The sequence below is a fragment of the Bacillus sp. JJ783 genome (assembly GCF_036963225.1).
Classification (GTDB): Bacteria; Bacillota; Bacilli; order Bacillales; family Bacillaceae_G; genus Bacillus_A; species Bacillus_A cereus_U.
In genome coordinates this window covers 1-7,249 of record NZ_JBALMG010000180.1, presented here as the reverse complement: position 1 = coordinate 7,249, position 7,249 = coordinate 1, and the positions used below count along the sequence as shown (strand labels likewise).

Genomic DNA, 7,249 nt, shown 5'->3' with positions numbered 1-7,249 from the left:
AAATTTTCTTTTAATTATATTAAAAACATACCGTATTTATAGAAAGGGAATGCTTGTATACTATATACTAATCTGTACTGCATTCCCTAATTAGGCCCGATACGAATTCTTGTCGTATTAGCTCATTCAAGGTGATGCATTTTTTTACAAGCGATACATCTTTTTTATCATATACGTCGCTTTAACACCACTCAATATAGAGGTTGCTGTTTCAAATGAATCGAACCTTAACATAGGAGTAGCATCACACATCCATCAACTTAAGAATTTTCTCGTTTTGGATTATTTGTTTTTCTCAGCTTGATTGTGACAGGGCATTGCCAACAAAAAGCGATTTTCGTACGCTAAGCGATTTTTCATATAAAAAAGCCGATTTCCTGTAATCTAAAGGATAATCGGCTTTTTACTATTCATTTATTGGTAGTAGTTTAAGAAATTCTAAAGGTATAATCATATTAATTATTATCTATAAAACAATTCGTTTCTCAGTTTCTGAATCAAAGTAATGCACTTTGTCCATGTTTAAACCGAGCTCTATATTTGATTGACTTTGCACATCTAAAGATGTGTCCACACGTGCAACAAAGGATTGGCCATTAATGTTAGAATATAGATATGTTTCTGCCCCCATTAATTCTGCTACATCAATACATACCGTTACTTTTGCGTTATATGGTAAATCCTCGATTTCTTTTCCATAATAAAAGTCTTCTGGACGTATTCCTATTATGATTTCTTTATTCGTATAGCCCTTATTTCGCAAGCCTTTCATCTTCTCTTCTGGCACTTCAATTTTCCACTTATCAATCATAACTGCATTATCTGTTAATACTCCTTTGAAAAAATTCATTCCAGGAGAGCCAATGAATCCGCCGACAAATACATTCTCTGGATTATCATACACTTCTTTCGGTGTACCGACTTGCTGTATAATCCCATCTTTTAGTACAACTAAGCGCGTCGCCATCGTCATAGCTTCAATTTGATCATGCGTGACATATACAGATGTCGTTTGCAGCTGCCTGTGTAATTTTGTAATCTCAGCACGCATTTGAACACGCAACTTCGCATCTAAGTTTGATAAAGGCTCGTCCATTAAAAATACTTTTGCATTTCGAACAATCGCTCGGCCTAAGGCAACACGCTGACGCTGACCACCTGAAAGTGCTTTTGGCTTCCGGCTTAAATACTGCTCAAGCCCAAGAATTTTTGCTGCATGTTGCACACGTTGGTCAATTTCTTCTTTACTATATTTTCGTAGTTTTAATCCAAATGCCATGTTTTCATACACACTCATATGCGGATAAAGTGCATAGTTTTGAAATACCATTGCAATATCTCTATCTTTCGGTGTAACATCATTTACACGCTTTCCATCAATATAAAAGTCGCCCTCTGAAATCTCCTCAAGTCCTGCAATCATACGTAATGTTGTAGATTTCCCACACCCTGAAGGGCCAACCAAAACGATAAATTCTCCATCATTTACTTCTAGGTTAAAATCTTTTACGATTGTCACATCATGATCATATTTTTTGTAAATGTTTTTGAATGATAGTTGAGCCATAATATCCTCCTAGAATTCGAGCTATATTTATAGATATTGTTAAAAATTATGATGACATGAATTATAAAATCTTCGAAATATCCTTCATACTGTTTAAAATATAATCCGCTTTTCCTTCTAAATCTTCCTTCCTGCTCGCACCCGATAAGACGCCCACTACTTTAATGTTACTATTTCTTGCAAATGTAACGTCTGTTAATGTATCACCTACCATAAGCACATCTTCTTCAGTTAGTGAAAATTTTTCTTTAAACATATGATAAAAGTCACTTTCAGGTTTTGTTCTATTCACACCATCATCTGCACCTAAAAAATCTACATAATCATATAACTCAGTCATTTTCAGAGAATGAATAGCTGCATCAACATCGTCTGCCGTAACAACCCCAATAATATATTCATTGTCTTTTAAATATCGTAACGTTTCCTTTGCACCTTCCACTTCTGTAAATACAAGATCATCTGCTGTAGAGTACTTTTTGAATAGAAGACATACATTTTGAATAAAATTCTCTTTATCCACATATTGATTTTCTAATAACGAATACCATGCAGCCGCAATAAAGTAATTTGTGCGACAAGCTAGTAAACTCGTACTCTCAAAATCGTTATCATTCATACCAATAATCGTTAAGTAGTCATCTCGTTTACTTTTTTCATTTGGATACGTTTGAAATATATCATCTAACACACGATGCACAATTTTGTACCAAACTGAATCTAACTGTATTAATGTGCCATCTTTATCAAAAATAATCGCTTTATTCACCTTTTATTCCCCCTATAACTTCATTCCATATTTTTATATTTTTATTCTGAACTTTATTATGAATAGGATTAATAAACGCTACTAATTCGTCCTCTTCCCATCCCTCAACTCTAGCGTACGCCCCTTCATTTAAAGTGAATGCAAAGGTTACATCGCTTCCGTATTCTTTTTCAATCATTCTTCCATTTATAAGTAATCTCCACTCACACGGTTTATCTGCTTGAACGTTATAAATAATATTTCCTTTAGCCTCATCTCCGACAGCAATCGTTTCACCTTCGTTTTGAATATCTATCGTTAGTTTTCTAAATCGAGAGAAATAAATTCTTCCTTTTTGAATCGCAAATTTCAAGTTTTTAATTGATAAACCGTTACATAATACATATGTTCCTGGATCACCGTAAATGGATGGGTCTTTTGATCCTGGGAATGTTTTAGACGGATGTAAATGAGAGTCACTTCCTCCTATTCCCCAGATTTTAAGACCATTTGACCACATTTGATCGAAACAACGCAAAGCTTCTAAAGTAGATGATTTACTTTTTTTATACGTTGGATCACACATAATTTCCATCGTATGAACATTTTCTAAGTTAATATTAACTTGGTTCGCCCAAGGCTTCATAAATGGATGATTCACACTCAATAAATACCCTTTTTCTTTCATGAATGAAAATAGTACATTCATTTTTTCAGCACTAAATGATTCATCTACATACTCTGTAAAATCAACAAATTCTCTTATGCCAAATATATTGTAATGACCATAAGGAGTTGTAAGTTCCATAGATGGTATAATTAATGTGTTTCCTTTTTCATAAGATGGCATAACAATATTGTGCTCCGTCGCATATAAAAAATCTAATTCTTGTTTTTCACATACTTTCATTCCAAGTTCATCATCTATCTCGCCATCTGTTAAATCTGTATGTTCATGAAAATCCCCTTTGTACCAGCGATGTTCTTCATTTACTACCTTATTAAAACGATCTTCATCGATAAAAACATTTTCCTTGCAAAAATGCTCTCTATTATACTTTCGTTCCAACTGATCATTTACTACTATATTTACTGTGTAGTCAACTTTTTCTCCAGTAAATTTCACTACTTTCTTTGCACAATGAGGGATATATATGACTTCTAATTCCCAATTACCTGACTGTATTTCTCCTCCAATACAACCAGCAGAGCAAAACTTTGGATCTTTCGAAACGACTAGTTTTTCATTTACAATTGGAGTTTGATATTGTATACGTACATAACCGTTAGGATCTCTTAAGATTAGTAAAAGCGGAATTTTTCGGCTATCCCCTTGATCAATTGTTAATGTAAAGTTTGTAATATCAGTTTCATCCATTTGGAAACAGTGTTTATTTTTTACGAATGGAGAGAGTGTTATCGTACTTGTTATTTCGATCATAGTTCTCACACCTTTTCAAGTGAATTTTAGAGGCACTTCCTTCGTTCAAAAGCACCTCACGTTCGTACTACAAACAGGTTTACTTCTTCTTTTTCAAAATTTTATCTAACTCTTCTTGCGCAACTTTAGCTGCTTCATCTAATGCTTTCTTTGCTGGAACCCCTTCAATCTCTACTTTATCTTTTGCTACATTTAAAGCGTCATTGATTTTTCCGCCCGTTGGATCTACAAATGGTCCCACTCCATTATTGTTGGCTTGTTCTAACGGAACTAATGCTTGTGGTTGTTTTTTAACAAATTCAGCATATGGACCGTACTCTGTTACATTGTTACGAACAGGAATATAGCCTGTTGCCATTGACCATTCAGCCGTTTTCTCCGTACTTGTCGCAAATTTCATAAAGTCATATGCACCTTTTGCTACTTCTGGATCAATATTTCTCGTTAATGTGAACAAATATGTTTCTAGTTTTGGCGCTGGTTTATTATTACCCCAAGCAGGCTGAGGTAATGCTTCAAATGTGTTAAGGCGTTCTTCTTCCGTCATTCCTTTTCCTAATGATTTAAAAACAAATCCTTGATCACCAGATGATCCTGTAAATCCTAATGTTCTACCTTCAACTAAATCAATTACAGTTTTATCCCAATATTCCCATCCAGTACCACCTGAATGTATTTTCATAATTTTATCTTCATGTAGCCATGTACGGAATTTCTCCCATACCGAAACCCAAGTGTCATCGTTAATTAATACTTTTTTACCATCTTCACTTAATACATTACCGCCAGCACTGCGAACCGCATCAATTAAATTGGAAGTTCCCCACATTGGCATCCAGCCCGCATATGTTACATTTCCATTTTCACCACGTTTTGCGACTGTTTTTGCTACCTTTTCTACACCTTCCCACGTCTTTAAATCATCTTTTGTAAAGCCATTTTCCGCTAATGCTTTTTTATTGTAATAAAAGATTTGTGTTGTACCGTAAAACGGAATTCCATATAACTTTCCGTCAATTGTTGCTTGCTCCATAAAACCTTTTCCGTAATCTTCTTTTTTGAAATTATTATCATTTTTAACAGATTCATCTAAAGGTACGATTAACTGTTTTTTAACATATTCTTGAATGACATCTGAACCTAGTAATGCAATTGCTTCTTGGTTATTCGCTGCAAATCCACTTTGTAGCTTTTGATATGACTCATCGTAGCTACCCGCTTTTGTCGTTTTCACTACATATTTGTCCTGACTTTTATTGTATTCTTCCACAATCTTATCTACACGATCTGCAAGAGAACCACCTACTCCATTAATGAATGGAACAACAACCTTCTCGCCTTCTTTACTTGCCTTAACCGTACTTCCTTTTCCGCCTGAACAACCCGCAAGTGCACTAACAAACAATGTTAAAACTGTTAGAAGCATGAATAGTTTTTTCATCCCACATATCTCCTTTAATATTTAATTACCCCTTTATTCCTGAATCAGTAACACCAGATAAGAACCATTTTTGTAGAATTAAAAATACGATTAAGAGCGGCACCGTTGCGATTGTACTTGCAACCATAATGTGTGACCAATCTCGTCCTAAAGAACTATTAATGAAATAATCAGCAATTCCATTCGTAATTAGTTTTTGTGTATTATCTTTCAAAATAAGAGCTGGCCAAATGTAATTATTATAGTTACCAATAAATGTGACCAATCCTAGAGTTACAAATGATGATCGTGTCATTGGAAAAATAATCTTCCAAAGAATTCGCCAATCACTCGCTCCATCAATTTTGGCTGCTTCTACTATTTCAAAACCAACTTTGTGGAACGTTTGTTTCAAATAGAAAATACCGAATACGCTAACAGCCATAGAAATCATGTATCCAAAATGTGAATCAAGCAAACCAAACTTCCCTAACATTACATATACAGGAACATACGATACAGCTCCAGGGATCATATAGGTTGCCATCACGACACTAAATGTAATATTTTTACCTTTAAACTTGTAAAATGCTAACATATAAGCAAACAGTGCAGATGAAACAAGCACATATATAGTAATGATGAAAGATGTATAAAAACTATTAAATAAATATGTGTTAAATGGTAGTATGTCTAATACTTGCCGATAATTTTCCCAGTGAAATTCTTTAGGCCAAAAACCTCCTTGTAATACTTCACTAGATGTTTTAAACGAACCAAGCACCATCCATATGAATGGAAAAATAAATAGTATACTTGATAACGCTAGAAAGAGATGCTTTACGATTAATGGACCTTTTTTCATATTATTCACCTTAATAGTTCACCCACTTGTCACCTATTATTTTGTTTATAACAGATAGTAGTATTGTAATGATTAGTATGATAAATGCGATTGCTGTTGCAGATCCCATATCAAATTGTTCAAACCCTTGTTGGAAGAATAAATAAAGTAACGTACGCGTCGAACCACTAGGTCCACCTTGTGTTAAAATTTTTATTTGATCGTAAGCCTGCACTGAAGAAATTGTATTGACAACAACTAAGAAGAAAGTTGTTGATGAAACCATTGGCAGTGTTACATATCGAAATTTCTGCCATGAATTTGCTCCATCAATACTAGCTGCTTCATATAAACTATCTGGAACTTTTTCTAATGCGCCGATATAGAAGATCATCGTCCAACCAACTAATTTCCAAACTGTCATTATAATGACTGCTAACATCGCTGTTTGACTACTTTGAAGCCAGTCCAAACCTGGTATCCCGAAAAAGTTTAGAACTTTATTAATAACTCCAAATTGAGGTTCATATAAGAGTGACCACACAATGGATACAGCTATTGTTGGCGTTACCCAAGGTGAAAAAATCATTAATTGGTACAATGCGGAACCTTTAAATTTTTTTCGGAAGAATAATGCGAAACCTAAGCCCAATGCGATTGTTGGAATGACTGTTCCAATTCCGAAATAAAACGTATTGAGCAATGCTTGCATAAAAGAATCTTGTGTAGATAAATTAAAATAGTTTTCTAAACCAACAAAGTTAAAATCATTCGTCATAAAATCCCAATCAGTAAAACTAATACCTAAACTAATGAAATTCGGAATAATCCAAAACAAGATTAGAGGTATTCCAACTGGTATTAAAAAGAACACAGCTTTTGATAGTTTTATTTGCATTCTTGCACCTCCTAATTCATATTGTACGAGTTCATTATTAACACAATGTTGTTAATTTGTTAACTAATTGTAAAAACAACAAATAAACAAAATAAAACAACATATAAACAATAAGAGAAGACTATTTCTCAACTTACTAAGAAATAGTCTTCTTTTAGCTTTTCTATACTGTTATTACTTCAACCCCATTACTTGTTAGCATATTTTGCCACGATTCATCGAGCTTCGCATTCGTATATAACACATCAATATCACTAAAACTCCCGCTTTTATAAAACTTTGTCAAATTAAACTTTGATTCATCAGCCATCATTACAACTTCTTTTGCATT

General features: G+C 33.9%; 6 protein-coding genes and 1 pseudogene. All 7 read right to left on the bottom strand.

From position 1 onward, the window contains the following. Positions 1-466 precede the first annotated feature (466 nt). On the bottom strand, positions 467-1,567 hold the full coding sequence (locus V7038_RS27000; RefSeq protein ID WP_002110509.1) for an ABC transporter ATP-binding protein: 1,101 nt from the start codon (positions 1,565-1,567) through the stop codon (positions 467-469). Between the two features lie 61 nt (positions 1,568-1,628). Further along, positions 1,629-2,336 (bottom strand): HAD family hydrolase, encoded by a 708-nt coding sequence (locus V7038_RS26995; RefSeq protein ID WP_215557041.1) that lies wholly within the window; start codon positions 2,334-2,336, stop codon positions 1,629-1,631. After that, entirely contained in the window at positions 2,329-3,756 is a 1,428-nt protein-coding gene (locus V7038_RS26990; RefSeq protein WP_335695900.1) for a CehA/McbA family metallohydrolase, read from the bottom strand. The genes V7038_RS26995 and V7038_RS26990 overlap by 8 nt, the downstream gene beginning before the upstream one ends. 79 nt (positions 3,757-3,835) lie before the next feature. Next, the gene (locus tag V7038_RS26985) at positions 3,836-5,197 is read right to left on the bottom strand and encodes an extracellular solute-binding protein (RefSeq protein WP_335695899.1); all 1,362 of its coding nucleotides are present in this window, start codon (positions 5,195-5,197) and stop codon (positions 3,836-3,838) included. 25 nt (positions 5,198-5,222) lie between these two features. Next, on the bottom strand, positions 5,223-6,041 hold the full coding sequence (locus V7038_RS26980) for a carbohydrate ABC transporter permease (RefSeq protein ID WP_335695898.1): 819 nt from the start codon (positions 6,039-6,041) through the stop codon (positions 5,223-5,225). A gap of 10 nt (positions 6,042-6,051) precedes the next feature. Then, positions 6,052-6,918 carry a carbohydrate ABC transporter permease gene (locus V7038_RS26975; protein ID WP_335695897.1) on the bottom strand — a complete coding sequence of 289 codons (867 nt, stop codon included), beginning with the start codon at positions 6,916-6,918 and terminating at the stop codon, positions 6,052-6,054. Between the two features lie 163 nt (positions 6,919-7,081). Further along, a pseudogene (locus V7038_RS26970) lies at positions 7,082-7,249 on the bottom strand (DeoR/GlpR family DNA-binding transcription regulator); the annotation flags it as partial.

What these genes read in the sequence shown, in the direction of transcription:
- V7038_RS26985 (WP_335695899.1), bottom strand. Translation starts at nt 5,197, where the DNA reads ATGAAAAAACTATTCATGCTTCTAACAGTTTTAACATTGTTTGTTAGT.
- V7038_RS26990 (WP_335695900.1), bottom strand. Translation starts at nt 3,756, where the DNA reads ATGATCGAAATAACAAGTACGATAACACTCTCTCCATTCGTAAAAAAT.
- V7038_RS26980 (WP_335695898.1), bottom strand. Translation starts at nt 6,041, where the DNA reads ATGAAAAAAGGTCCATTAATCGTAAAGCATCTCTTTCTAGCGTTATCA.
- V7038_RS27000 (WP_002110509.1), bottom strand. Translation starts at nt 1,567, where the DNA reads ATGGCTCAACTATCATTCAAAAACATTTACAAAAAATATGATCATGAT.
- V7038_RS26975 (WP_335695897.1), bottom strand. Translation starts at nt 6,918, where the DNA reads ATGCAAATAAAACTATCAAAAGCTGTGTTCTTTTTAATACCAGTTGGA.